Below are 23,985 nucleotides of genomic sequence, written 5' to 3'. Positions count from 1 at the left end.
TGCACCACACCCGAGGAAGGCGGAGGCTGCGGCATGGGCAGCGGTGGAGTGCGGGTCGACCTGCGCGGCAGGCAGGCCCTGGTGACCGGCGGAGCGCGGGGCCTGGGCGCGTCGATCGTCCGGCGGCTGGCCGGGGCGGGCGCGTCGGTCCTGGTGGCGGACGTGCGCAAGGAGCTGGCGCGGGAGCTGTGCGACGAGCTGAACGGGGTCGGCGGCGAGGCCCGCTTCGTGGAGCTGGACGTGCGCGACCCGGAGGCGGTGGCCGGGGTGTTCCGGGAGCTGGACGGCTCCGGCCGGGCCGTGGACGTCCTGGTCAACAACGCGGCCGTGGACGTGTCGAAGCCGATCGAGCACCTGACGGCCGACGAGGTGACGCGCGTGGTCCAGACGAACCTGCTGGGCCCGGTGTACCTGTGCCTGGAGGGCTACCGCCGGATGGTGGCGCGGGGCGGCGGCCACATCGTGAACATCCTGTCGACGGCGGCCAACCGCACCTGGACGGAGGCCGGCCCGTACGCGGCGGGCAAGTCGGGGCTGCGGGCGTTCACGCACACGCTGTTCAAGGAGGCGCAGCGGGACTGCCCGGGCATCGGGGTGACGGGCGTCGTGGCGGGCGGCATGGAGACGCCGTTCATCATGGACCGCTTCCCGGACACGGACGTGTCGATGCTGCAGAGCCCCGACGTCGTCGCCGACGCCGTGCTGTACGCCCTGTCGGTGCCGGAGGGCAGTGTGGCGGGCGAGATCGTGGTCGTACCGCGCCGGGAGCCGTCCTGGCCCTGAGCGGGACGCGGAGCCGGCCGCCGGGCGGGCGCGCGGCGGGCCCGGCGCGCGGACGGACCAGCGAGGCGGCCCCGGTGCGGGCGCCCCGGCGCGGGAGGGGTGTGCGGGCGGCGCCGCTCAGGCCGGCTTCAGCGGGTCGTGGCCGATGTTCATCAGGCCGTGGCGCCAGGCGGTGCCGCCGGCCTTCGGTTCCAGGTCCGGGTCGCGCTGGGAGCGGACGACGTCGCAGACGCGGCGCATGACGGCGACGTCGTCCTCGGTGAGGTCGGTGCGCCGCTTGCCGAGGATCTCCAGGACGCGGCGTCCGGTGTGCGGCCCGGCGCGGTCGGGGAGCTCCTCGGTCTCCTCGCCGGCGGCCCCGGTGCTCAGCCACTCCTGGAGTTCGCGCGAGGTCATGTTGACGACGGTGTGGAACTCGTCCCACAGCTCGGCGCTGATCTGGTCGGACGCTGCCATGGCGTGCCTCCCTGCGTTTCCGGCGGCTTCTTCGGACGTCGTGCCCTCGGGTGCCGTGCCCTCGGGCGCCGTCCCCCCGAGTTGCCGACGCCCGGGACGGCAAACCCGCGTCACGGCGTGGGCAGCGCCTGCTCGGCCCAGATGGTCTTGCCGGTGGCGGTGTAGCGGGTGCCCCAGTGCTGGGTCATCTGGGCGACGAGGAACAGTCCGCGGCCGCCCTCGTCGTCCGTGGCGGCGCGGCGCAGGTGGGGCGCGGTGTGTCCGGTGTCGGAGACCTCGCAGATCAGGGTGCGGTCGTGGACGAGCCGCAGCTGGACGGGGCCGGAGGCGTAGCGCAGGGCGTTGGTGACGAGCTCGCTGACGACGACCTCGGTGGTGAAGGCCAGCTCCTCCAGGCCCCAGGCGGCGGTCTGGCGGGCGGCGAGGGCGCGGGCCCGGCCGACCTCCTCGGGACCGGTGGCGAGCTCCCAGGTGGCGATGCGGTCGCCGTCGAGCAGGCGGGTGCGGACGAGGAGGAGCGCGGCGTCGTCCTCGAAGGGGCCGGGGAGGAGGGCGGTGACGGCCCGGTCGCAGAGTTCGGGCAGGGGGCGGTCGCGGTGGTGGGCGAGGAGGGCGGACAGCCGGTCCAGCCCGGCCTCGGGGTCGCGGGCCCGGTCGCGGACGAGGCCGTCGGTGAACAGGGCGACGAGGCTGCCCTCCGGGAGGTGGAGTTCGGCGCTCTCGAAGGGCAGGCCGCCCAGGCCGAGGGGTGGACCGGCGGGGACGGCGGGGACGGTGGCGGTGCCGTGCGCGGCGTCGAGGACGACGGGGGCGGGGTGTCCGGCGCGGGCCATGCGGCAGACGCCGGTGACCGGGTCGTACACGGCGTACAGGCAGGTGGCGCCGACGGCCTGGTCGTCGGGGACGTCGTCGGGGCCGCGGGCGGGGCCGGGCGGGACGGCGCCGGTGACGGAGCCGGGGGTGGCGGCCTCCTCGTCGGCGGCCTGCGTGATGAGGTCGTCGAGGCGGGCGAGGAGTTCGTCGGGGGCGAGGTCCTGGCGGGCGAGGACGCGGACGCTGGTGCGCAGCCGGCCCATGGTGGCGGCGGCGCCCAGGCCGTGGCCGACGACGTCGCCGACGACGAGGCCGACCCGGGCGCCGGAGAGGGTGATGACGTCGAACCAGTCGCCGCCGACGCCGGACTTGCCGTCGGCGGGCAGGTAGCGGTGGGCGAAGTCGACGGCGGTGATCCGGGGCAGGTTGCGGGGCAGCAGGCTGTGCTGGAGGGTCAGGGCGGCGGTGTGCTCGCGGGTGAAGCGGCGGGCGTTGTCGATGCAGACGGCGGTGCGGGCGACGAGTTCGTCGGCGACGGGCAGGTCGTCGGCGTCGAACGGGGTGGGGCGGCCCGCGCGGTGGAAGGTGACCACGCCGAGGGGGGCGCCGTCGGTGCGCAGCGGTACGACGAGGGAGGCGGCCGCGCCGCCGGTGAGGATCGGGCGCCCGGAGTCGAGGCAGCGCAGTTGCGGCGCGTCGGGCGGGTACGGGACCGGTTCGGGCGCGGGGTGGGCGCCGTCGGGTCCGGCGGCCGGGCCGTCGGGGGGCGCGGCCCAGACGCGGACGAGGCGCCCGGTGCGGGTGGTGGGCGGGTCGCCCCGCAGGACGGCGTCGACGAGGTCGACGGTGACGCCGTCGGCGAACCGGGGGACGGCGACGGAGGACAGTTCGCGGGCGGTGCGGCTCATGTCGAGGGTGGTGCCGACGAGCCCGCCGGCCCTGACGAGCAGGTCGAGTCGCTGCTGGGCGAGGTAGCGGTCGGTGATGTCGACGGTCTCCTCGCAGACGCCGAGGCCGGCGCCGCCGGCGTCCTGGAGCCGGTAGTACGAGCAGGACCAGACGTGGTCGTGGTCGGGGTCGACGGGCGGGCGGCCCCGGTAGTGCAGCTCGATGACGGCCTCGCCGGTGGTGAGGACCCGGCGCATCGTCTCCTCCAGGGTGGGCGGGTGGCCGGCGGACAGGACCTCGCCGGCGGCGACCATGTCGTCGGGGCCCAGGCCGACGTACTGGGAGGTGCCCATCTCCTCGTAGAGGGCGCTGTTGGTCCAGACGACGCGCAGGTCGGTGTCGTAGATGGCGAGGCCGACCGGGGACTGGGTGGCGAGGCCGCGGAGCATCGCCTGGAGGGCCTCCCAGTGCTCGGTCTCGTCGGCGTCGGCGACGGCGAGGAGGCGGGCCGGGCCGGCGCCGGCGTGGGAGAGCGGCAGGGTGGCGGTGACGACGCGGACGACCCGGCCGTCGCGGTGGCGCAGGTGGAGGACCTGGCGGCGGGCGCGGGCGGCGCCGGGCAGGTCCGCGGCGGCCCGGTGGACGCCGGGGCGGTCGACGACGAGGCCGTCGACGGGCCGGCCCAGGATCTCGCCGGGCGGGTAGCCGAGGAGCCGTTCGGCCGCCGCTCCCCAGCCGATGACGGTGCCGTCGTCGTCGAGCACGGCGGTGGCGGCCCGGGCGGCGTCGAGGGGGCCGCGGGGGTCGGGGCCCCCGGGCGGGTCCACCGGGCCGGCGGGGTGGGTCCCGTCGTTTCCCCTCACGGCCGGTCACCCCCTTCGGACGGGCCGGGCCTCGGCCAGCGGGCGGCGAGGAGCAGGGCGATGTCGTCGGGCCGGTCGCCGTCCTGGGCGGTCACGTCGATGAGCCGGTCGGCGGCGGCGGACAGCGAGGCGGGCCGGAGCGCGGACAGGGCGCCGCGCAGCCGCTCGACGCCGAGGTCGATGTCGGTGCCGGGCTGTTCGACGAGGCCGTCGGTGAACAGGGCGAGGACCCCGCCGCGGGGCAGGCGCAGTTCGGTGACGGGGTACGTGGCGTCCGCGTCGACGCCGAGGACGACGCCGCCGGACAGGTCGACGACCTCGGTACGGCCGTCCGGGTGGCGCAGCAGCGGCGGCAGGTGTCCCGCGCGGACGGCCTGGAGGAGCCCGGTGCCCGGGTCGAGGACGCCGTAGCAGCAGCTGGCGAACTGGCCGGGGTCGAGGTCGATGAGGAGCCGGTTGGTGCCGCTCATGACCTCGCTCGGGTCGTGCCCGGCGAGGGCGAAGGCCCGTACGGCGCTGCGGAGCTGGCCCATGGTGGCGGCGGCGGACACGCCGTGGCCCTGGACGTCGCCGATGGCGAGGGCGAGTCCGCGGGGCGTCTCGACGACGTCGTACCAGTCGCCGCCGACGTCCATGCCCTGGGTGCCGGGCAGGTAGCGGCCCACGGTGTCGACCTGGGCGAGGCGGGGCAGCCGGTGCGGCAGGAGGGCGTCCTGCAGGCCGCGGGCGAGCGCGGCCTCGGAGTCGTAGCGCCGGGCCCGCTGGAGGGCCTGGGCGATGAGTCCGGCGAGGGCGGTCAGGACGGTGCGCTCCTCGGGGCTGAAGCCGCGGGGCTGGTCGAAGCCGAGGATGCACGAGCCGACGGGGCGGCCGGAGGCGATGAGGGGGAGGAAGGCGCGGGCGCCGACGTGCGCGTCGAGGGGGATGCCGGGGTAGGCGGCGGCGAGGCGCTGCATGGACTCGAAGAAGAGGGGCCGGCCGGAGGTGAGGGTCTCGACGCCGGGCAGCCGGGCGTCGAGGCCGACGCCGTCGAACCGGTCGAGGAAGCCCTGCGGGAAACCGGTCTCCCAGGCGAGGTGGAGGTGGCGCTCGCTGAGCAGGTAGATCGCGAGCTGGCGGCCGCCGAAGGCGGGCAGCAGCTCCTCGGTGACGACCTCGGAGACCTGCCGGGCGGTGACGGCCTCGGTGAGGGCGATGGCGAGGGCGACGGGCCGGTACAGGACGGCGGCGCGGTCGGCCGGGGAGCCGAGTCCGCCGCCGGGCGCGGCGACGGAGCGGGGCGCGTAGGGGGGTTCGTCGACGGCGGAGAGGAGGACGGTCATCCCGTCGTGGCCCGGGTGGAGGGAGACCGACAGCCAGGACGAGGCGGTGCGGTGGGCGAGGAAGTGGACGGGGTCGTCGGAGATGAGGGCGGCGCGGAAGTGGTCCTCGTAGGCGGGGCGCCCGGTCCAGGGCAGCGCGTCCCACAGGACGCGGCCGAGGAGGGCGGGCCGGTCGAGGCCGAGGAGGGTCTCGGCCCGGCCGCTGACGTAGGTGACGCGGCCGAGGCGGTCGGCGGAGAGGACGCCGGCGGGGAGCCGGTCGGCGGCGGTCGCGAGGGCGGGGCCGGCGCCGGGGTCGACGAGGGTGCCGGCGAGGTGCGCGGGGCGGGGGCGCGGACCGCCGGCGGGGCCGGGCGGCTCGGGCCGGCGGGTGAGTTCGAGGAGGAGGGGGCGGCCGTCCCGGCCGCCCAGCCACAGGTGGCGGGCGGCGGGCCCGGGCTCGCCGGCCTCGGTGACCTGCCGGGCCACGGCCCACAGGCCGTAGACGTCCTCCGGGGCGAGGAGGGCCTCCAGGGCGGCGACCGTGCCGGGGAAGGCGCCGGGGTCGGTGCCGAGGATGCGGCACAGCTCGGCGTCGGCGGTGACGGCGCCGGTGTCGACGCGCCATTCGAGGCGTCCGGTCCGGACGGGGGGCGCGGCGCTCGCCGGGAGCTGGACGGGGGCGGGTTCGCGGTCCCAGGCGACCGGGGTGCCGGCCGCGTCGAGGTCGGCGAGCACGGCGCCGAGGCGGGTGGCCGTGGCGTGCATGCGCCGCCGGTCGGTGTCGTCGACGGGCCGGCCGGGGGTGGCGGTGCGCAGGACGACGAGCACCCCGTACCGGTCGCGGCCGGCCGAGACGGGCGCGAACAGGGAGCCGAAGGGGTACGGCAGTCCGGCCATGAGCTGCGGGAAGCGGCGCATGGCCTCCTCCGCGTCGGCGAGGTGGACGGCCCGTCCGGAGCGGAACGCCTCGGCGACGGGGAAGGGCCGGTTGACGTGCATCCGCCACCACGGCCGGAACAGCCGCACGGGCAGTCCGGCCAGGACGGCGAGGCGCAGCAGCCCCTTGGTGCGGGAGCGCAGGTAGACGCCGCCGGCGTAGCCGCCGACGGACCGGGTCGCGTCGGCGGCCGCGGGAGCGAGGGCCATGGCGAGCGTGTCGGTGACCACGAGCGCGTCGCGGACACGGCCGTCGTCCGTCCTGCTCCCCTCCCCGTCCGTCCCGGGGAGCCGGGGTGGGACGTGCCCGGGAGCGCCGTACCAGGTCACACAGTCAGGATGCGCCCGGTGGGGGGCGCGGCGCACTCCGGTGGGGGGCCGTCCGTCCTGTCTGGCGGTGGCCCGGCGTGAGCTATGTTGTGCGCAATTGGGACGAGAAGGAGGCGGATCGTGCCATCAGTGCCATCCGGGCAGCAGGCACGCGCGCAGGCGGCCGCGATCACGCCGGGGCGGCAGGCCCCGGAGCCGGAGCCGACGCCCGCCGAGCGGGTGCGGGCCCTGTTCACCGGCCACCGGCTGTCCCCGGGGCAGCGGCGCATCGCGCAGTACCTGGTGGACCACCTGACGGAGGCCGCGTTCCTGTCGATCACGGATCTCGCGGAGCGGGCCGGGGTGAGCCAGCCGTCGGTGACGCGGTTCGCGACGTCGCTGGGGTACGCCGGCTTCCCGGCGCTGCGGGAGGCGCTGCAGCCGCTCGCGCTGAGCGCGGTGGCGGGGGCGGCCGACGCGCGGGAGGAGATCCGGCGCAACGAGCTCCAGGCGGCGGTCGACGCGGAGATCGAGAACCTGGAGAGCCTGCGGCGGGTTCTGGCCGATCCGGGGCAGGTACTGGAGGTGGGGCGGAAGCTGGCTCGTTCCGTTCCCCTGACGGTGGTGGGGCTGCGGATCTCGGTGTCGCTGGCGGAGTACTTCGCGTACGCGGCGCGGCGCATCCACCCCGACGTGCGGGTGGTGACGCGGGGCGGGAGCGTCGCGTACGACACGCTGCTCCAGGCGCGGGAGGCGGGCGGCTCGTGGGTGCTGGCGTACGCGATGCCGCGCCACGCGAACGAGACGCTGGCGGCGGTGCGGGCGGCGCGGAGCACGGGGCTGCGTGTGGCGCTGATCACCGACCTGACCATGGGGCCGCTGGTGGAGGAGGCGGACGTGGCGCTGACCGCCCCGGCCGGCTCGCGGCTGGTGTTCGACTCGTACGCGGCGCCGGGGGTGCTGTCGGCGGCGGTCCTCCAGGCGATGGCGGACGCCGAACCGGAGCGCACGCAGGCGCGGTTGGAACGGTACGAGCAGGTCGCGATGCAGCACGACTTCTTCGTCGACGACTGAGGGCGGACCGGCGCGGGCGGTGCCGCGGCGGGGTTTCGGTGGGCCCGGTACGGTCGGGCGGCACCGATTTTTTTCGGCCACCGGGGAGCATGAAACTTTTCATGCCCTTGCCTACTCAACGGTATATATATTTACTGCTCGCACGGCACCGCCGCACCGATAGGCGCGACGCGGTGCCCGCTGACCGAACACGGGTGGGCGGCGCTCCCTCCTCGTGCCGCCCTGCGTGTTCGTTGCCGGGTGTCCCGCTCTCCCCTGCGGGCACCCGTGGCGGCCCCGGTCTACCCCTGGGCCGGGGCCGCCGAACCATCCGCCTCCCCCTCTCAGCCGGCCGCCGTGGCGGCCAGCCTGGCCCGCGCGGCCGCGAGCGCGTGCTCCAGCTTCCGGGTCCCGGTCGTCACGCAGAGCGTGTACGTCACGTCGTCCAGGCGGCGTTGCAGATCCGGCGCGATCGCATGTTCCTGCGCGGCGGCGCAGAGGGATTCGTACCGGGCAACGAGCTCTCGAAGCACAGCCGGATGCGCCAACAGCATGGGCGTACCTGCCTTTCCGACGCCATGAGGTGAGAGGGGGGACGGCGAGGCGCGTCTCCCTTGGGATGGTGCGAAGAGGTCGGGTGACACGGCGGCGTCCCGGACCGGGACATCGCCCCGCGCGGGATATGCCCGCACTGACCGACCTTCACACGACATTGTGATGCAACCGTGATGGGTTCGCCCTGCGGAGCGCCGAGCGGTGTGACAGGACGTGCGGGTGGTACTCGTCGGCCATGGCTGTGAACCCGATCGAGATGCAGAAGAACCTGGGCGGCGTCAGCTACCCCGCCTCCAAGGACGAGATCGTCCGGCAGGCGAAGGAGCACGGCGCCGGCAAGGAGGTCATGGACGCGCTGGCGTCCATGCCCGACAAGGAGTACGACTCCCCCGCGGCGATCAACAAGGAGGTCGGCAGGGATTCGTGACACCGGGGGCCTCCCCCTCCGCCCGCGCCGCCCCCGCGTCAGCCGGGGCGGCGCGCCGTGAGCAGGCGGCAGCGCGGCGCGCCGTCGTCGCGCACACCGAGCGCGGGCAGCTCCGCCAGTTCCACGGCGAAGCCGGCCCGGCGCAGGTCGGCGGTCACGTCGGGGAGCCGGAAGGTGCGGTAGTACATCACGAACCGCGGCCGCCACAGCGCGTTGCGCACCCGCATCGCCGCGTCGAAGCCCCACAGCGCCCAGTACGCCGGCGACCCCACCCGCGGCGGCGCGGCCACCGGGAACGCGAAGATCCCGCCCGGCCGCAGCGCGGCGTGCACGCGCGCGAAGAGCCCCGGCCGCTCGGCGGGCAGGAAGTGCCCGAACGCCCCGAAGCTGACGGCGAGGTCGAACTCCGCGCGGAACGGCAGCTCCCGCACGTCGGCGCGCACCCACTCCGGGACGGGCGGGCCCGGCCGCGCGGACGTCCCGCCCGGCCCGCCCCCGGGGTACCGGGCGCGGGCCCGGGCGAGCATCCCGGCGCTCAGGTCCACGCCGGTCACCCGCTCCCGGCACAGCTCCCGCAGGAGGTCCGTGCCGGCCCCGGTGCCGCAGCACACGTCGAGCCCGGCCCGGAAGGGCCCCAGCGGCCGCAGCGCCCCGGCCACGGCCTCCAGGACGGCGTCGGGGGTGCGGAAGGGGGTGTCGTCGAACTTCGGGGCGAGCAGGTCGTAGCCGCGCTCCAGGGACGAGAGCGCCTGCACGGCCAGCTCCCCGAAGGTGGGTCCGCCGGAAGTGAACACGGCCGCCGAGCCTAGTGCCTCCCGGCGCGGGTCACAGGGGGTCCGCGTCGAGCGCGTCGAGGAACAGCCCGGCGCCGCGCGCGGCGCCGTACGCGCCGGGGCCGGGGGGCGGCTGCTCGGCCCAGATGACCTTGCCCTGCCCGGTGTAGCGGGTGCCCCACCGCTCGGTGAGCTGGGCGACGAGGAACAGCCCCCGGCCGCCCTCGTCGGTGGTCGCCGCGTACCGCAGGTGCGGCGAGGTGCTGCTGCCGTCGGACACCTCGCAGGTCAGGCCCCGGTCGTGGATGAGCCGGACGCGCACCGGGGCGGAGCCGTAGCGGATCGCGTTGGTGATCAGCTCGCTGAGGACCAGCTCCGTCGTGAACGCCATCTCCGACAGCCCCCACGCGTCGAGCTGCTCGCTGGCGGCGGCGCGCAGCCCGGCGACGGCCTCGGGGTGGAACGGCACGTCCCAGTCGGCGACGCGGTCCGGGCCGAGGACCCGGGTGCGGGCGATCAGCAGGGCCACGTCGTCCTTGGGGTGGGCGGGCAGCAGCGCGTCCAGGACGGCGCGGCAGCTCTCCTCGGGGGTGCGGTCCGGGTGGGCGAGGGCCCCGCGCAGCAGCTCCAGGCCCACGTCGATGTCCCGGCTGCGCTCCTCGATCAGCCCGTCCGTGTAGAAGACCAGCTGGCTGCCCTCCTCCAGCTCCAGTTCGGCGGTCTCGAACGGGATGCCGCCGAGGCCCAGCGGGGGCCCGGCCGGCAGGTCGGGGAACTCGACGGTCCCGTCGGGGTGGACCAGCGCGGGCATGGGGTGCCCGGCCCTGGCCAGGGCGCAGTGGCGCGTCACCGGGTCGTAGACGGCGTACAGGCAGGTCGCCCCGGTCATGCCGGCGCCGCCGTCCGCCTCGGCGTCGTCCTGGTCGACGCGGCCGACGAGGTCGTCGAGGCGGCCGAGGAGCTCGTCGGGCGGCAGGTCCAGGGTGGAGAAGTTGTGGACGGCGGTGCGCAGGCGGCCCATGGTGGCGGCGGCGTGCAGTCCGTGGCCGACGACGTCGCCGACGACGAGCGCGACGCGGCTGCCGGGGAGCGGGATGACGTCGAACCAGTCGCCGCCCACCCCGGACTGGGCGGGCAGGTACCGGTGGGCCGCCTCGACGGCGCTCTGCTCGGGCAGGGCGCGGGGCAGCAGGCTGCGCTGGAGGGTCACCGCCAGCGCGTGCTCGCGGGTGTAGCGGCGGGCGTTGTCGATGGCGACGGCGGCCCGGGCGACCAGCTCCTCGGCGAGGGCCACGTCCTCCGCCTCGAAGGGCTCCGGCTTCTGGGAGCGCCAGAAGTTGGCGACGCCGAGGACGGCCCCGCGCGCCTTGAGCGGCACGGTGATCAGGGAGTGGATGCCGTACGCGACGATCCGCCCGGCCCGCTCGGGGTCCTGCGCCTGCCAGCCGGGGGCCCGGGACAGGTCGGGGACGAGTTCGGCGCGCCCGGAGCCGAAGCCGCGGGCCTGCGGTGTGGACGCGACGAAGGTGATCATGCGGCCGGCCGGGTAGAGCGGGTGGTCGTCGCGGATGCCCCGGGAGGCGGTGCGGCGCATGTCGCTGCCGGTGCCGGTGGGCTCCTCGCCGCGCAGCACCGGGTCGGCGAGGTCGACGGTGACGAAGTCGGCGAAGCGGGGCACGGCCACCTCCGCGAGCTCCTCGGCGGTGCGGACCACGTCGAGGGTGGTGCCGATGCCGACGCCCGCGTCGTACAGCAGGTTGAGCCGTTTGCGGGCGACCTGGGCGCGGCCGGACAGGGCGCGCAGCTCGGTGGTGTCGCGGATGGTGACGACGGTGCCGCCGTGGCCGCCGTAGGGGTCGGTGGGGCGCTGGTTGACGGCGAGGAGCCGGCCGGTCGCGGGGACGACCTCGTCGGTGGCGAGGCGGCCGGAGCACAGCAGGTCCGCCATGCGGGGGTCGAGGCCCGGCAGTTCGGAGACGTGCCGCCCCTCGGCGTCGGGCGGCAGCCTGAGGAGCCGTACCGCCTCGTCGTTGGCGAGGACGAGGCGGCCGTCGTCGTCGACGATGACGACGCCCTCGCGGACGGCGTGGAGGACGGCGTCGTGGTGCTCGTACACGCGGGTCATCTCGGCGGGGCCGAGGCCGTGGGTCTGGCGCCGCAGGCGGCGGGTGACGAGGGCCGTCCCCGCCGTCGCCACGGCGAGCCCGGCGGCGCTGGTGCCGAGGATGACGGGCAGCTGGCGGTTGACGACGCCGGTGACGTTCTGCACCTTGAGCCCGGCGGAGACGAGGGCGACGACCCGGCCGTCCGGGTCGGTGACGGGCACGACGGCCTGCACCTCGTCGCCGAGGGGGCCGTCGACGCTCTCGGTGTGGACCTCGCCGGCGAGGGACGGCTCGATGGTGCCGACGAACCGCTGCCCGATGCGCTCGGGCTGCGGGTGGGTGTAGCGGATGCCGTCGGTGTCCATGACGACGATGAAGTCGACGCCGGCCCTCCGGCGGGCGGTCTCCGCGGCCGGCTGGAGCTCCTTCGACGGATCGGGCCGCTCCAGGGCCTCCAGCAGGCCCGGCGCGTGGGCGAAGGTCTCCGCGACGGCGACGGACCGGGTACGGGCCTCGCGGTCGCCGTCGTACCGCGACTGGAGCAGCAGGGCGAGGAGCGCCCCGAGGACCAGCAGCACGACCAACGCCACCTGCAGGACGAACACCTGTCCGGCGACGCTGCGTGGACGCCTTTCGGCCAGCGACCGGACCGGGGTGCCCCGGAGCCGGTCGGAAAAGTTGACCACGTTCATTTGTAACACCGACGCCCATGTCGGGCGCCAGTGCGGAGTCGGGTCGTCGCCTCCGGAGCGCCCGGGAGGCGGGCTCCCTCCTCGGGGAGCGGGCCGGCGCGGGGGCCGGGCGCGCGCCGACGCGGGGGGCGGTGCGGGGATCGGCGCGGACGGGGTGCGCAGGGTGCATTTCTCGCCGTCCTGGCGCGGGTATGGTCCCTCAAAGGCCGGCGTGTGGGTGACTGGGGGCGCAGCGTGGCCAGACGGGAGTTCGAGGAGCGGGGCGTGCTCATCCGGCGGGGGTGGCGCCAGTTGACGACGGCCGGCCGGGTGCGGGTGGCGGAGGGCCGGCTGACCCTGCTGAACAGCAGGGGCAGCGAGATCGACAGCGCGCCGCTGTCGGAGGTGCGGGTGGTGGAGCCCTGGTACGTGCCGCGGGGGGTCGTCCGCGCGGTGCTCGGCGGGACCGTGTACCTGCTGCGGCTGGCCCCGTCGCGGGCCCGGGACGTCGCGGAGGCCGCGCACCGGGCCCGCGGTTAGCGGGCGCGGGTCAGTAGCACCACCAGGTGCCGTCCGGGGGCTGCGGGATCCAGCCGTACAGGCCGCCGTCGGCGGGGCCGCGCCGGTAGACGGCGGTGACCGTGTCGGCCCGGTAGGTCCGCACCCGTTCGGACCTGCCGTGCTGGTCGGTGCGTTCCAGCACGATCTCGCCCGCGGCGGTGCGTCCCGCGGCGTCCGCCTCGACGACGGTGTCCTCGCCGTGGGCCAGCCGCAGTCTGAAGACGGCCATGTTCGTTGTCGCTCCGTGCTCTCGGGGTCGTCGGGGCCTTCGGCCCGGGTTCAGATTCCGACGGGGACGGACGGCAGGTCCTCCCACACCTGCCGCAGTTCGGTGTAGCGGCGGTCGGGCAGCCGCTCGAGGACCTCGCGGACCTCGGAGCGGGCGCCGGCGGCGGCGATCAGCAGATCGCTGCGGCTGACCGCGCCGTTGGCGAAGACGGCTGCCAGGTGGTCGGCGATCTCGGTGCGGGTGACGTCGTCAGCCATGGCTCCCCCAGTGTGAGCGCGCGTGAAGGGTGGCGGCGTGGTGGTGCGTGGTGGTCTGGTGCGGCCGCGACGGGCGGCTCCCGCGCCGCCCCTGGCCGTACGCGGCGGGGTCGGCGAGCGGCACCAATCTAACGCAGCGGCGGAGTCCGACGGCAAGTCAGGACCCTTCTGGCGAAAGCGAGTTGCCCGAATTCCCCGCCCCTTGCCGAGCCCGTCGGACGCCGGCCGCCGGGCGTTAACCCGGGCATCGGGCGAGACCCCTGACCGTCCGCTCGGCGTGAGGGTACGATCGCGGTGAGTGACGATGCGTGGAGGCGGCGGGAGGGACGAGGGCCATGTCGACGGTGACGCGGCAGGAGATCACCGCTTGTACCCGGGGGGCGTTCGGTTCGGGCTGGGTGCGCAGGGACGACCTGTGCGCGGCCGCGCGCGCGGCGGACGCCCGGCCGGAGGTCCTCGCGCTGCTGGCGGGGCTCTCCCCGCACGTGCGGGTGTGCGGGCTGCCGGACCTGCTCCTGCTGCTGCCCGACCTGCCGGACGGGCCGCGGGTCCCGGGGGCCGGGGAGGCCCTGGGGGCCGGGGAGGCCCGCCGCGCGCCGGGGGGCGGCGCGCGCGGAGGGGCGCCCGCCGCCGGGTGACCCGGCCGGGCCGGCGCCGTCAGGCCCCCGGGACCGTCACGGCGGACAGGCCGGCCGGGGAGCCCGGGGTGGTGCCGTCGCCGGAGCCGGACGGCTGGGTGAGGATCGCCGTGAGGACCAGGCCCACGACGGCGACCGCGACGGCGACGAGGGCCAGGATCCTGCGCCAGTCCCGGCGCTCGTCGCGCCCCGCGCGGTGCTCCCCCTCCTCGGCTCCGGTCCCGCGCCCGTCCTCGCGGGCCGTCCGCCCGTGCGGCGCGGCGCCGGCGGCCGGATCCTCGGTGAGCTTCCGGGCGAGCGCGGACATCCGGGCGTCCAGGCCCGGGTCCTCACGGGCGAGGAGCCTCTCGATCTCGGCGAGGAGGCGGTCCTCGTCCCTCCCGGGTGCCATGGGGACCACCTCCACCTTCGGTGCGACGTGCCGGCGGGTACCCGCCGCCTTCCCCGGGTACCCAGCCGGCGCGTCAGTGTGCCCTCCGGGTGCGGGGTTCGCGCGGGACGGTCAGGACGGGGCAGTGCGCGTGGTGCAGCAGCGCGTGGACGACGTGTCCGACGCCCCGGCCGACGCCGAACGCGGGGCGGTGCGCGCCGACGGCGACCAGGTCGGCCTCCTGCGAGGCCTGGACGAGCAGCCCGGCGGTGGAATGGCCGCCCTCCACCTCGACGGTGACGGGCAGCCCGTCGAACTCGCCGCGGACCGCGTCGGCGAGGTCGTGCGTCTCGCGCAGCCGCTGCCGGGCGATGCCGTCGATGTCGTCGAGCATGGTCAGCGCGTCGCCCATGTGGACGAGCGGGTTCCAGACGGTGACCAGGCGCAGGGCCGCCCGGCGCAGTTCGGCCTCGCGGGCCACGTGCCGCACCCACGCGTGGTCGTGTTCGTCGCGCACGCAGGCGACGACGACCCCGGTGGCGGCGTGGTCGCGCTCTCCGCGCACCACGACGACGGGCGCCTGCGCGTGCGAGACGACGCCCAGGCCGACGGAGCCCAGCAGCAGTTCGCCGAAGCCGCCGAGGCCGCGGTGGCCGACGACGACGGTGCCCTCCGTACCGGCCTCGTCGTGCAGGGCGCGCACGGCGTCGCCCGGGGTGAGGCGGCGGACGACGGTCACGTCCGGGAACCGTTCCGCGACCGTGCCCGCCGTCTTCGTGAGCAGGTCGTGGCCGGCCGCGCGGGCCCGCTCGGCGGCCTCGTCGGTCGCGCGGCCCTCCGTGCCGGTGGCGTGCACGAGGTGCAGCGGCCGGCGGCGCCGGTACGCCTCCGCGGCCGCCCACAGGACGGCGGCCCCGGCCTGGGGGGAACCGTCGACACCGGCGATGACCGGCGCCCTGGTCGTGTCGTGGTTCATGGATCCTCCTGGGGGACTCGCGCGGACCGCGCACCGGTCCTCCGGCCGGGTTCCTCGTCCGCGCGGGTCTGGAACCCCCCTTCGGCCCGCGGCCGGATCCGGCGCCGCCCTCGTGGGGGCGGTCAGGTACCGGGCGTGCCGGGCGTCCGGTGGGTGTGGTGGACGCGGATGCGCCGGCCGGAGACGCGGGCCGGGGTGACGGCGACCCACAGGTCCCGTTCGGCGCCGGCCCACGGCGTGGTGAACGCCCGCTCCTCCAGCGCCCGGACCGCGCCGGGTTCGGTGACGGTGCGGGCGGTGCCGACGAGGAGGACGCTCCAGCCCTGGCTGAACGCCTCGTCGATGTGGTCCACCTCGAAGGCGACCTCGCCGCCCGCGGCCCTGCCGGGGAGCGACTCGGGCGAGGTGCGGAACGCGACGTCGTCGCCGGCGACGACGTAGTTGACGGGCAGGATGGCGGGGCCCTCGTGCGTGGTGACGGCGAGGCGGCCCACGCCGTGGGTGCCGAGCAGCTCCCGGCACTCGCCGGGGTCCAGCTCGACCAGCTCGGGGTGGTAGGCCGCGTGCCCCACGCCGGGCGGCAGGTCGGCGGCGCCTCCGGTGAGGGCGCCCACGGTGGTCTCCAGGGCGTCGGCGAGCCGCAGCAGGAAGCCCATGCCGGGGACGGCCGCCTGCTCCTCCAGGTACTGGAGGTAGCCGGGGGCCGACCCCGCGCGCAGGGCGACGTCCTCGCGGGACAGGCCGAGCTGTTCGCGGCGGGCGGCGACGCGGCGGCCGATGTCGCCCGTGTGGTGCTCGGGTCCGGACATGGCATCACGGTAGTCGCGGGGCCCGGTGCCCGCATGGCGGAGCCCTCCGGGCCGGTGGTGAGTAGGCTCGAAAGACACCGTCGTACCGGGTGGGGCGCGGGCGGGACCGGCCGGTCCTCCCCCGGTTCCCGGCCGGTCCCGCCGCCGGACGGTGCGGCGGACGGCGCTCGGTGCGCGGGCTCACCAGGAGGTTCACATGACCAGAGCTCCGAGGATCAACGCCCTGCCGGTTCCGCACCGCGAGCGGCTGATGTCCCTCTCCAGGGAGGCCGTGTTCGAGCCGGAGCACCGGCTCTTCGACGAGGGCCGGCCGGCGGACCGGTTCTGGATCGTCCGGACGGGCGCCGTCAACCTGGACTCGCGGGTGCCGGGCAGTCCGCGCCCGGCCGTGATCGAGATGCTCGGCCACGGCGAGCTGGTCGGCCTGTCGTGGATGTTCCCGCCGTACGAGTGGGAGCTGGGCGCGGTGGCGATGAGCCTGGTGCGTGCCTCCGAGTTCGACGCGGCGGTGGTGCGGGCGCTGTGCGAGGCGGACACCGCCTTCGGGTACGCCCTGACGCAGTGGGTGGGGCAGGTCCTCTCCCACCGGCTGCAGGCGACGCGGGTGCGGCTGCTCGACATGTACGCGCCGCACGGCAGCGGCGTGTTCTGACGGCGGCGCCCGCGGGACCGCCCTTCCCCGGGGGCGGGACGGGGACGCGGCCCGGGGCGGCGGGGACCGGCCGGAGCCGCCCCTTCCCCCGCCGCGGGGCGCGCCGCGGCGTGCCGGGCGCCGGGGCGGGGCGTCCCGCATGCTCGGATGGGGGTCCTACGGAAGGGGAAGGCGAGCGATGAGGCACCGCAGCGTGGCCGATCTGATGACGCCGGAGGCCGTGGCCGTGCAGCCCGGCACCTCCTTCAAGGAGATCGCGCGGCTGCTCGACGAGTACGGCATCACGGCCGTGCCCGTGGTGGACGGGGACCAGCGGCCGGTCGGTGTGGTGTCGGAGGCGGACCTGCTGCGCCGCCACACCTCCGGGGCGCAGGTGCCGAACACCGCCGAGGGGCTGATGACCAGCCCGGCGGTGGTGGCGCGGCCGGAGTGGAGCGCGGTCGAGGCGGCCCGGGTGATGGAGCGCCACCACATCAAGCGGCTGCCCGTGGTGGACGCCTCGGGGCGGCTCATCGGGGTGCTGAGCCGCAGCGACCTGATCCAGCTGTTCCTGCGGCGCGACCGGGCGATCCAGGAGGAGATCCTGGAGGACGTGGTGACCCGCACGCTGGGGCTGCCGCCGTCCGCCGTCACGGTCGACGTCAGCGACGGGACGGTGACGCTCAGCGGCACCCTCGCGCACCGGAGCCTCGTCCCGATCCTGGTGCGGCTGTGCGAGACGGTCGACGGGGTCGTGGCGGTGGACGACCGGCTCGCCCACGAGACCGACGACACGGAGGCCGCGACCCCCTGACGGGCGGGGCGCGGGCGCGCACGGGTACGGACGCGCATGTGTGCGGGCATGGGCGCGCGGGTGGGCCGTCCGGCGGCGTGCGGCGCGGCCGGGCGGCCTGCTCCCGCGGTGGGTCCGGTCCGGTGGGTCCGCGCGGGGCGCGGCGGCTCAGCGGGCCGGTGTCGTCCAGCCGTACGGGGCGTCCCGGTCGGCCTCGCCGGCCATCCCCGCGCCCGCCTCGCCGATGTCCTTGTACGCGAGGCGCATCAGCTGCCGGGCGAGGTCGCTCATCGCGCGGCTGGCGGCCAGCTCGTCGCCGATCAGCGGGACGTCCTCGTCCTCCGGGTTGCGCCGGGCGGATCCGTGGCCGGTGATCGTCGACTTGCCGGTGTCGAGGACGGCACGCGCCTCCGTGGTGCCCTCCTCCTCCAGCAGATCCATGTTGATCTTCCACTCCAGCGTCCGGGTCATGGTGTGCCTCCTCGACGCGTCAGACGGCCGTGGACCGATGGGGCACCGGTCCTGCCTCCAGGATCCACCGGCCGGGCCGCCGGGACGACCGGAGGGACCAGGGGCGTGGCCGGCCGGAGCCGCCGGGCGCCGGGAGCCGGGAGACGGCGTTCGGGGGACGCCGGCCGTCGCCGGCCGGGCCGCCGGTTTGGGGCCGAACGGACGGGGCAGGCGGGCCACCCGGTCCCTGCGGGCGGGCCGGGAGCCGTCCACACTGGGCGGGAGCAGGTCCCGACGCCGCGACGTACGGAGGACGACCCATGGCGCAGGTCCCGATGACCCGAGCGATCACCGCGGGGGTGGACGGCTCGCCCGAGAGCCTCGCCGCGGCCGTCTGGGCGGCGCGGGAGGCCGCGCTGCGCGGGCTGCCCCTGCGGCTCGTGCACGCCTGGCTGGGGCAGCCCCTCGACGTACCGCCGGACCAGGATCGGCAGGCGGAGGCGCGGCGCGCGCAGGGCGTCCTGGACGAGGCGGAGACGGAGGTGCGCCGCCTGCACCCGGACGTCCCGGTGACCTCCCGGCTGGTGGCGGACACCCCGGTGCCGGCCCTGCTGGAGGCCGGCGGGACCGCGGAGATGCTGGTGCTCGGCTCGCGCGGGCGCGGGGCGCTCCTCGGGTTCCTGCTCGGCTCCTACGGGCAGCAGGTGATCGCCACCTCGGCCTGCCCGGTGGTGGCGGTGCGCGCCCGGCGGGACGACGGGGCCGGGCCGCCGGCGGGCGCGGAGGCGGGTGAGGTCGTCGTCGGCCAGCAGGGCGGGCGCGAGGAGAGCGCGGCGGTGCTCGGGTTCGCGTTCGGCGAGGCGGCCGCCCGGGGCGTCGGCGTGCGCGCGGTACGGGCCTGGAGCCTGCCGTCGCTGTACGCGTACAGCCCCGGTTCGCTGGCGCTGGCGGACGAGGCGGGCGGTCTGGAGCCGTTCGAGCGCAAGGTGCTGTCCGACGCGCTGGCACCGTGGCGGGAGCGGTACCCGCAGGTGCCGGTGATCGAGCACGTGGAACTGGGCAGCGGCGGTCAGGTGCTGCTGTCGGTGGCCTCGGACGCGGGACTGATGGTGGTCGGCCGCCGGGAGCGGCAGGGGCCGCTGGGACCGCGGATCGGGTCGGTGGCGCACGCGGTCCTGCACCACGCGCCGTCCCCGGTGGCGGTGGTCCCGCACGAGTGAGCCGGGGTGCCCGCGCCGGGACCGTACGGCGCGGGCACCGGGCTCCACCGACCGCTCCCCCGCCGCACCGGCCCGCCCGGGCGCCGGCCGGGGGCGCGGGTGGCACGCTGGTCGTGGTGGCACCGCGGTCCGGCCGATCCTGGAGGGCGCACTGCCATGGTCCGCTACGTGTACGACTTCGCCGAGGGCGGCCGGGACCGGGCCGGCCTGCTGGGCGGCAAGGGCGCCGACCTGGCCGAGATGGTGCGGATGGGCCTGCCCGTACCGGCGGGGTTCACGGTCTCGACCGAGGCGTGCCGCGTGTACGCCACGACCGGCGCCCCGCCGCCGGAGCTGGACGGGGAGGTGTCGGAGCACCTGGCCCGGCTGGAGCGCGCGGCGGGGCGGCGCCTGGGGCAGGTGGACGACCCGCTGCTGCTGTCGGTCCGCTCCGGGGCGCGGCTGCCCGCACCGGGGGCGCCAGAGGCGGTCCTGGACGTGGGGCTGAACGACTACGCGGTCCTGGGGCTGGCCGGGACCCCGGCGCGGGAGCGGTTCGCGTGGGACTCCTACCGCCGCCTCGTCGAACGGTTCGGCACCGCCGTGATGGGCGTGGAGCCGGAGCTGTTCGGGGAGGTCCGGCACCGGGTCGAGGACCAGCACCACGTGGAGGACGAGCGGCTGGACGCCTGCGACCTGATCCGGGTCGTCGAGACGTACAAGGACCTCGTCAGGGAGCGGACCGGCGAGGACTTCCCGCAGGACCCGGCGGAGCAGCTGCGCCGGGCGGTGCGGGCCGCGTTCACCCGGTGGAACTCCGGGCCGGCGCGGGAGCGGCGGAGGCGTGCGGGCGTCCCCGACGACCTCGGCACGGCCGTGACCGTCCAGACGATGGTGTTCGGCAACCGGGGCGCCGACTCCGGCAGCGGCGTCGCCCTCACCCGCGGCCCGGCACCCGGCGGGCCCGGCGCGGGCGGCGCGTCCGGCGTCTACCTGCCGGACGCGCAGGGCGAGGACGTCACCGCCGGGGTGCGGGACCCGCTGCCGCTGGAGGAGCTGGACCGGCTCGCCCCGGCCGCGTACGCGGAACTGCGCGCGCACCTGCGGCGGCTGGGCGATCACTACGGTGACGTGCGCGCCGTCGAGTTCACCGTCGAGCGCGGCCGGCTGTGGGTCCTGGGCGTCCGGCCCGCCGGGCAGCCCGCGGGCAAGGCTCCCTGACGCCGCGTCAGCCACCGTCGGCGGCGGGTCCCTCCTCGTCCCCCACGTGCCGGACCGCCGGCGCGGCCGTCGTCAGGCCCGGGCGGCCCGCCGTCGTCACGGACTCCCGCAGGATCACGTCCGTCACCACCGCCGTCTCCGTGCCGGGCCGGTCCGTTCGGCCGGGTCGTCCGGCGTGGCGGCGTCGCGCGGCTCCCGACCCGGGCGGCCGGCTCCACACGCCGCTCCTCCGGCTCCGCGAGGGCGCGGACGGACCGCGCGATCTTTCCGTCCCCCCTGCCGTCCATCGCCGCTCCCGCCCCGTCGTCCCCGTCGGTCCCGGACGGGAGAGGGTGTGCGGGTCCTCGGGGCCACGGGTGCGGGTGGGGTGATGACGAGGGACACAACCGGCGGTGTACGGGCCCGGGGCGCCGCCGGAGGCGACCGGTCCGCCGTCCCGGGACCGGTCGGTCGGGGCACGGCGGCGGTGGGCGCCCGGGAGGGAGTCCCGGGTTCCCCCGCCCCGCCCCGGCGCCGGGAACTACTGTCGCGGGCATGGTCGATCACGATGTCCTCAGAGCCACCCGCGAGGCCTACGACGCCGCCGCCCCCGTCTATGCGCGGCAGTTCCGCGACTCGTTGGACGACAGGCCCCTGGACCGCGCGATGCTGGGCGCCTTCGCCGAGGCCGTCCGTGCGGGCGGGGACGGCAGGGTCGCGGACCTGGGGTGCGGCCCCGGCCACGTCACCGCCCACCTGGAGGGACTGGGGCTGGCGGCCTTCGGCGTCGACGTCTCTCCCGCGATGGTCGAGGAGGCCCGGCGGGCCCATCCGGGCCTGCGGTTCGAGGTGGGTTCGATGGCCGCGCTGGACCTCCCCGACGGCGCGCTGGGCGGCGTCCTCTCGCGCTGGTCCGTCATCCACGTCCCGCCGGGGGAACTGCCCGCCGTCCTGACGGAGTTCCACCGCGTGCTGGCACCCGGCGGGCACCTCCTGATCGGCTTCTCGGCGAGCGACGGCCCGTCCCGCCCGACGCAGGTCTTCGACCACGCGGTCGCGCCGGCCCACCGGTGGTGGCCCGACCACCTCGCCACGCTGCTGCGCGGGTCCGGACTGGCCGAGGTGGCCCGGATGGTCCGCGAGCCCCAGCCCACCGACCTGCGGCAGTTCCGGGAGGTCCACCTGCTCGCCCGCAGGGCCTGAGGGGAAGCCGTCCGGCCGTACGGGGGGCCGCGGCGGGCCGGGCTCCGGGGGCGTCCGCGGGGCCCGGCGGACCCGTTCCGGACTCCCCGCGCCCGCCGCCGGGGCCGGGCCCCGGCGGCGAGGGGCCCGGCCGGGCGTTTCGGGCCGGGGAGCGGGGGTTCAGCCGCGGCGGGGCACGACGACCATCGGGACGCGGTCGGGGTGGGCCACCGCGGAGGGGACCTCGCGGGGGGTGTGCCCGGGCACGGGCCGCAGCTGCCACCTGGCGAGGATGGTCGCCAGGGCGATCGTCGCCTCCGTCCAGACGAACGCGTCGCCGATGCACTTGCGGTTGCCGGCGCCGAACGGGATGTACGCGTGCCGTTCGACGGAGGCGCGGCGCTCCGGCAGCCAGCGGTCCGGGTCGAACCGGTCCGGGTCGGGGTACAGGTGCGGGTCCCGGTGCATGGCGTACAGGCTGAAGGCGACCTCCGCGCCCTCCGGGATGTGGTGGCCGCCCAGTTCGACGGGGGCGGTGGCGCGGCGCATCAGCATGGTGACGCCGTGGAGGCGGATCACCTCGTCGAGGACGCGGCGGACCGCGACCAGCCTGGGCACGTCCCCGATCTCCACGGGCCGGTCGCCGACGACCTCCTCGATCTCGGCGACCAGTTCGGCCTCCACGTCGGGGCGTCCGGCCAGTTCGTGGAAGGTCCACGCCAGCGAGGAGGCCGTGGTCTCGGCGCCGGCGAAGAGGATGGTGCTCAGCTCGTCGCGGACCTCGGTGTCGGTGAGCGACTCGCCGGTCTCCTCGTCGCGGGCGGCCAGCAGGACCGACAGCAGGTCGTTGTGGCCGGTCTCCCCGGAGCGGCGGGTAGTGGCGACGACCTCGTCGATGACCTTCCGCAGCCGGGCCGAGGCGGCGTCGAAGTCGCGGTTGGCGCGGATCGGCAGCCGGTCAAGGAGTTTCGGGGAGGCCGCCCGTATCAGCATGTTCTTCAGGACCACGGGGAGGTTCTCGCGGACCGCCTCGACGGCCGGGAGGCCGATGTCGGTGGAGAACAGGCTCTTGGCGAGGGTCTCGACGGCGTACCCCGCCATCGCCTGCTCCAGCTCGATCTCCTGCCCGGGTTCCCAGGAGTCGACGAGTTCGCGGGCGTTCTCGCTCATCACCGACGCGTACATCTCGATCCGCTGCGGGTGGAACATCGGCTGGATCAGCCGGCGGTGCCGGCGGTGCACCTCTCCGTTGGCGGTCGCCAGCCCGTTGCCGGCGAGGGGGCGCAGCCGGTCGAACATGCGCCCCTTCTCGAAGCTGCGCGCCTGACGGACGGTCACCTCGTGGACGAGCTCCGCGGACGTGACCACGTAGACGGGCATGGTCCCCAGGCGGACCTGGACGACGTCCCCGGCCTCCCGGAGGGACTTGAGGAAGCCGAGCGGGTCACGCCACAGCCTCCAGGCGTGCCCGAGGAGCGGTACGGCCCCCGGGGCTCGGGGGACGGTTTCCGAACCGACTGACACCACTGACACCGAAGAATCCTTTGCTCTAGTTCTGCGCGGTCCGGTGCGCCGGACGCCCGGGGGCGGGGTGCGCGTCGCCGCCGGGGGCGAGGAGGTTCCACCACCAGGAGACCGCGGGGATGTCGAGCGGTTCGCCGCTGCCGTCGACGGGGGTGTCGCGGAAGTACGCGGGCATGTCCGCCGGGTCATCGGGAGTCGTGTACCTGACAGAAGTGACGCCCCAGTCCTGGGCCCCGCGGATGAAGCTGCCGAGCGTCCGCAGGTACTGGCGCAGCTGCGGGCTGCCCTGCTCGGCGAGGGCCTCGGTGAGGCGCACGTACAGGCACATCACGCGGTCGCGCTGGGAGATGGCCACGTCGAGCGCCTGCTTCGGCGTCAGCCCCTCGTGCCACTCCAGGACGCGCAGCACGTTGAGGTAGTAGCCGGTGGCGCTCTTCTCCTTCTTCTCCTTGTGGTACGAGAAAATGTCGTTGTCCCAGGTGATGATGAAGGACGCCATCTCGGCCGCGGCGCGCACGGCCGTGCGGTCCCGCTCGTGGGGCTGGAGCTCGTAGCCGTGGCCGATCTCCAGCATGGGCAGGACGACGGACGTGGCGCCGTCGTAGAGCCGCATCAGCGTGTAGTCGTTGAGGTCCGGCACGGTGCCGGCGCGCCGGTGGGACGCCTCCCACACGACGGAGAAGAAGTACTCGCGCAGCGCGTCCACCCAGCGGGCCGCCTGGCCCGGCGTGCCGTACCGGTCCACCCGGAGCCGCAGGTCGCGCAGGCCCGCGGCGAGCGGGTCGTCCAGCAGCATCGGCACCTCGGGGTTCTGCGCGACCCTCAGCAGGCGGTGGAGTTCGGCGGCCAGGTCGCCGGGGCGGCGGCCGAGCTCGCCCTCCTCGCAGTGGCCGTCGTCGACGCCGAACAGCCAGAGGATGAAGTCCGCGAGGAGCGAGACGACCTCCTCGCGGCCCTCGGGGAGGATGCGCGCGGAGAAGGTCCCGATGGCCTGGGAGACGAGCCGCCCGCGCAGCTCCTCCGATCCGATGCGGAACGTCTCGGCCCACGCCGCCGTCTGGACGTCCGCCTCCGCGTGGCAGGGGTGGATCGCCGGCGGAATGGGCGAGAAGATCGGCGGCACTGTCAGACCGGGCCCCACTACGGCCTCCTCTCGTCGCGTCGCGACGTGTTCGCGTGACGCGAGAAGGCGTCAACGAACGCCACTTGCGCCACAGCAGTGATCAACTA

General features: G+C 76.1%; 23 protein-coding genes and 1 pseudogene. 10 read left to right on the top strand and 14 right to left on the bottom strand.

All coding sequences use genetic code 11. The annotated features are described in order from the left end of the window. Window positions 1-33: 33 nt before the first annotated feature. A complete protein-coding gene (locus tag IE106_RS05005) occupies window positions 34-783 on the top strand; it encodes an SDR family oxidoreductase (protein ID WP_189530237.1) in 750 nt (249 codons plus the stop codon). Between the two features lie 117 nt (window positions 784-900). Here IE106_RS05005 and IE106_RS05000 read toward each other — a convergent pair whose 3' ends face one another. From IE106_RS05000 to IE106_RS04990, 3 genes are all read right to left on the bottom strand, one after another. Next, window positions 901-1,239 (bottom strand): DUF3140 domain-containing protein, encoded by a 339-nt coding sequence (locus tag IE106_RS05000; protein WP_189530235.1) that lies wholly within the window; start codon window positions 1,237-1,239, stop codon window positions 901-903. 110 nt (window positions 1,240-1,349) lie between these two features. Beyond that, on the bottom strand, window positions 1,350-3,803 hold the full coding sequence (locus IE106_RS04995; RefSeq protein ID WP_229840047.1) for a SpoIIE family protein phosphatase: 2,454 nt from the start codon (window positions 3,801-3,803) through the stop codon (window positions 1,350-1,352). Continuing rightward, a complete protein-coding gene (locus tag IE106_RS04990) occupies window positions 3,800-6,373 on the bottom strand; it encodes a SpoIIE family protein phosphatase (RefSeq protein ID WP_373295902.1) in 2,574 nt (857 codons plus the stop codon). The genes IE106_RS04995 and IE106_RS04990 overlap by 4 nt, the downstream gene beginning before the upstream one ends. Before the next feature lie 129 nt (window positions 6,374-6,502). Between IE106_RS04990 and IE106_RS04985 the strand changes: the two genes are divergently transcribed. Continuing rightward, window positions 6,503-7,426, top strand: a complete 924-nt coding sequence (locus tag IE106_RS04985) for a MurR/RpiR family transcriptional regulator (RefSeq protein ID WP_189531136.1) — start codon at window positions 6,503-6,505, stop codon at window positions 7,424-7,426. Window positions 7,427-7,749: 323 nt separating this feature from the next. On the opposite strand, the gene IE106_RS04980 is transcribed toward IE106_RS04985, so the two are convergent. Then, window positions 7,750-7,959, bottom strand: a complete 210-nt coding sequence (locus IE106_RS04980; protein ID WP_189530233.1) for a DUF5133 domain-containing protein — start codon at window positions 7,957-7,959, stop codon at window positions 7,750-7,752. A gap of 236 nt (window positions 7,960-8,195) precedes the next feature. On the opposite strand from IE106_RS04980, the gene IE106_RS04975 reads away from it, so the two are divergent. Continuing rightward, window positions 8,196-8,387, top strand: coding sequence for a DUF2795 domain-containing protein (locus tag IE106_RS04975; RefSeq protein ID WP_189530231.1), 192 nt, complete (start codon window positions 8,196-8,198; stop codon window positions 8,385-8,387). Window positions 8,388-8,425: 38 nt separating this feature from the next. Here IE106_RS04975 and IE106_RS04970 read toward each other — a convergent pair whose 3' ends face one another. After that, window positions 8,426-9,181: a class I SAM-dependent methyltransferase gene (locus tag IE106_RS04970; RefSeq protein ID WP_189530230.1), complete on the bottom strand. Its 756-nt coding sequence runs from the start codon at window positions 9,179-9,181 to the stop codon at window positions 8,426-8,428. A 31-nt stretch (window positions 9,182-9,212) separates the two neighbouring features. Next, a complete protein-coding gene (locus IE106_RS04965; protein ID WP_189530229.1) occupies window positions 9,213-11,957 on the bottom strand; it encodes a SpoIIE family protein phosphatase in 2,745 nt (914 codons plus the stop codon). 234 nt (window positions 11,958-12,191) lie between these two features. On the opposite strand from IE106_RS04965, the gene IE106_RS04960 reads away from it, so the two are divergent. After that, a complete protein-coding gene (locus tag IE106_RS04960) occupies window positions 12,192-12,476 on the top strand; it encodes a hypothetical protein (RefSeq protein ID WP_189530226.1) in 285 nt (94 codons plus the stop codon). A 10-nt stretch (window positions 12,477-12,486) separates the two neighbouring features. Here the strand turns inward: IE106_RS04960 and IE106_RS04955 are convergent, their stop codons facing one another. Together IE106_RS04955 and IE106_RS04950 are read right to left on the bottom strand one after the other, a co-directional pair. Next, window positions 12,487-12,726 (bottom strand): hypothetical protein, encoded by a 240-nt coding sequence (locus tag IE106_RS04955; RefSeq protein ID WP_189530224.1) that lies wholly within the window; start codon window positions 12,724-12,726, stop codon window positions 12,487-12,489. A 50-nt stretch (window positions 12,727-12,776) separates the two neighbouring features. Further along, a complete protein-coding gene (locus IE106_RS04950) occupies window positions 12,777-12,983 on the bottom strand; it encodes a DUF2795 domain-containing protein (protein ID WP_189530222.1) in 207 nt (68 codons plus the stop codon). Between the two features lie 335 nt (window positions 12,984-13,318). Between IE106_RS04950 and IE106_RS04945 the strand changes: the two genes are divergently transcribed. Further along, window positions 13,319-13,621: a hypothetical protein gene (locus IE106_RS04945; protein ID WP_189530221.1), complete on the top strand. Its 303-nt coding sequence runs from the start codon at window positions 13,319-13,321 to the stop codon at window positions 13,619-13,621. A gap of 19 nt (window positions 13,622-13,640) precedes the next feature. On the opposite strand, the gene IE106_RS04940 is transcribed toward IE106_RS04945, so the two are convergent. The 3 genes from IE106_RS04940 to IE106_RS04930 all read right to left on the bottom strand — a co-directional run bounded on the left by IE106_RS04940 (window position 13,641) and on the right by IE106_RS04930 (window position 15,776). Next, on the bottom strand, window positions 13,641-14,012 hold the full coding sequence (locus tag IE106_RS04940; protein WP_189530219.1) for a DUF3040 domain-containing protein: 372 nt from the start codon (window positions 14,010-14,012) through the stop codon (window positions 13,641-13,643). A 73-nt stretch (window positions 14,013-14,085) separates the two neighbouring features. Next, window positions 14,086-14,967, bottom strand: a complete 882-nt coding sequence (locus IE106_RS04935; RefSeq protein WP_189530217.1) for a universal stress protein — start codon at window positions 14,965-14,967, stop codon at window positions 14,086-14,088. A 122-nt stretch (window positions 14,968-15,089) separates the two neighbouring features. After that, a complete protein-coding gene (locus tag IE106_RS04930; protein ID WP_189530215.1) occupies window positions 15,090-15,776 on the bottom strand; it encodes a helix-turn-helix domain-containing protein in 687 nt (228 codons plus the stop codon). A 196-nt stretch (window positions 15,777-15,972) separates the two neighbouring features. Here IE106_RS04930 and IE106_RS04925 point away from each other — a divergent pair, with 196 nt between their 5' ends. Together IE106_RS04925 and IE106_RS04920 are read left to right on the top strand one after the other, a co-directional pair. Further along, window positions 15,973-16,428: a cyclic nucleotide-binding domain-containing protein gene (locus IE106_RS04925; RefSeq protein WP_189530213.1), complete on the top strand. Its 456-nt coding sequence runs from the start codon at window positions 15,973-15,975 to the stop codon at window positions 16,426-16,428. Window positions 16,429-16,606: 178 nt separating this feature from the next. Continuing rightward, window positions 16,607-17,221: a CBS domain-containing protein gene (locus IE106_RS04920; protein ID WP_189530212.1), complete on the top strand. Its 615-nt coding sequence runs from the start codon at window positions 16,607-16,609 to the stop codon at window positions 17,219-17,221. A gap of 147 nt (window positions 17,222-17,368) precedes the next feature. Here the strand turns inward: IE106_RS04920 and IE106_RS04915 are convergent, their stop codons facing one another. Continuing rightward, entirely contained in the window at window positions 17,369-17,671 is a 303-nt protein-coding gene (locus tag IE106_RS04915; RefSeq protein WP_189530210.1) for a DUF1876 domain-containing protein, read from the bottom strand. Between the two features lie 314 nt (window positions 17,672-17,985). On the opposite strand from IE106_RS04915, the gene IE106_RS04910 reads away from it, so the two are divergent. The 3 genes and pseudogenes from IE106_RS04910 to IE106_RS04900 all read left to right on the top strand — a co-directional run bounded on the left by IE106_RS04910 (window position 17,986) and on the right by IE106_RS04900 (window position 21,252). Beyond that, on the top strand, window positions 17,986-18,870 hold the full coding sequence (locus IE106_RS04910) for a universal stress protein (RefSeq protein ID WP_189531134.1): 885 nt from the start codon (window positions 17,986-17,988) through the stop codon (window positions 18,868-18,870). Between the two features lie 156 nt (window positions 18,871-19,026). Continuing rightward, window positions 19,027-20,064 (top strand): annotated as a pseudogene (locus IE106_RS04905) (PEP/pyruvate-binding domain-containing protein); the annotation flags it as partial. Between the two features lie 540 nt (window positions 20,065-20,604). Next, a complete protein-coding gene (locus tag IE106_RS04900) occupies window positions 20,605-21,252 on the top strand; it encodes a class I SAM-dependent DNA methyltransferase (protein WP_189530206.1) in 648 nt (215 codons plus the stop codon). A 159-nt stretch (window positions 21,253-21,411) separates the two neighbouring features. On the opposite strand, the gene IE106_RS04895 is transcribed toward IE106_RS04900, so the two are convergent. Continuing rightward, window positions 21,412-22,758 (bottom strand): cytochrome P450, encoded by a 1,347-nt coding sequence (locus tag IE106_RS04895; RefSeq protein WP_189531132.1) that lies wholly within the window; start codon window positions 22,756-22,758, stop codon window positions 21,412-21,414. Window positions 22,759-22,780: 22 nt separating this feature from the next. Then, on the bottom strand, window positions 22,781-23,896 hold the full coding sequence (locus IE106_RS04890) for a selina-4(15),7(11)-diene synthase (RefSeq protein WP_189530204.1): 1,116 nt from the start codon (window positions 23,894-23,896) through the stop codon (window positions 22,781-22,783). Window positions 23,897-23,985 lie beyond the last annotated feature (89 nt).

The sequence above is a fragment of the Streptomyces roseolilacinus genome (genome assembly GCF_014649335.1).
GTDB classification, from domain to species: Bacteria; Actinomycetota; Actinomycetes; order Streptomycetales; family Streptomycetaceae; genus Streptomyces; species Streptomyces roseolilacinus.
The sequence above is the reverse complement of the archived record's forward strand: the minus strand, read 5'-3'. Positions and strand labels throughout refer to the sequence as shown.